Source organism: Planococcus maritimus (assembly GCF_001592825.1).
Taxonomy (GTDB): domain Bacteria; phylum Bacillota; class Bacilli; order Bacillales_A; family Planococcaceae; genus Planococcus; species Planococcus maritimus_C.
This window is the reverse complement of sequence record NZ_LTZG01000008.1, coordinates 1-1,182: the sequence shown is the minus strand read 5'-3', so window position 1 is coordinate 1,182 and position 1,182 is coordinate 1. Positions and strand designations below refer to the sequence as shown.

General features: G+C 46.1%; 1 protein-coding gene. It reads right to left on the bottom strand.

Translation table 11 applies throughout. The annotated features are described in order from the left end of the window. Window positions 1-18 precede the first annotated feature (18 nt). Window positions 19-1,160 (bottom strand): IS3 family transposase gene (locus AY633_RS08695; protein WP_141705847.1). Its coding sequence is split into 2 segments (ribosomal slippage): window positions 19-914 and window positions 914-1,160, totalling 1,143 coding nucleotides; the frame shifts between segments, so codons are not numbered across the junction. Between the last annotated feature and the right edge of the window lie 22 nt (window positions 1,161-1,182).

Sequence of the window (1,182 nt, the reverse complement as noted above, 5' to 3'; positions counted from 1 at the left end):
TGGTAAGTCAACACAAAATCAAACAACTTTTTTAAGGGAAGACAGCCGGTAAGCAACCGGACTGAGGTAGCCTAACGAGCCATGGATTCGCAGGTTGTTATACCAATTGATGTAATCGAATAGTTCGAGGGACAACTGCTTGAGCGACTCGAAGCGCCGACCGTTAATCCACTCGGTTTTCAGTGTCTTAAACGTAGTTTCGGCAACCGCATTATCATATGGATTTCCCTTTTGGCTAAGCGACCGCTCGATTCCATGCGCCTCCAAAATCTCATCGATTCCTTCGTTTTTAAATTCGGATCCACGATCGGTATGGAAAACCGAGACCGCATGCAGGTCCAGTTTGACGGTTGCGAATGCACGTTGAACCAACGCGGCATCTTTTCGAGCGCCTGCGCTGGAGCCCACGATTTCGCGGTTATATAAGTCGATAAGTAGACAGATATAATGCCAATTGCTTCCCACTTTCACGTATGTCAAATCACTCACCAGGATGGTGAGTTGTTGGCCTACCTTGAATTGGCGGTTCAACACATTGCGATATGCAGCCTCGTTGGTTGCTGTTTTCATCGGTTTGTAACTCGGTCGCGCATACGTCGACACGAGTCCCATTTCTTGCATGAGTCGACGGATACGTCGCTTGGAAATGGTTTCCCCCAGATGTTCTAGTTCCACTTTGATTTTGCTTGCGCCATACACACTGCGTTGCTGGCGGAAGATCGTAGAGATCTTCTTTTTTAACGCCTGCTCTTCGTCTTCTTTCTTTTGTTGATTCACCACCGCAGTCGTCGTTCCGTAATAGAAATTACTGCGGCTGATTCCGAGGACTTTACACATTGCTGATACCGAATAGCGATCCTGATTTTGTTGAATAATCTCTATTTTCGTCCCATGATCAGCGCGGCTTGCTTTAAAATATCGACTTCCATTTCCAGTTGTTTCACTCGTTTTTTGTAGTCGATCAACTCTTGTTGCTCGGGCGTTCGATTTTCTTTTTCAATGAACGAACCGGAACGGTTAGCTTGAAGGATCCAGCGATCGAGTGAGGATGAGCCAAGATTGTATTCTCGGATAACTTCTTTTTTGCTTTTGCCATTTTCGACTAAATCCACCATCTGTTGCTTGAATTCACGCGAAAAAGCGCGACGTTCTTGAGACATGATAAGGACTCCTTTTCGGGGG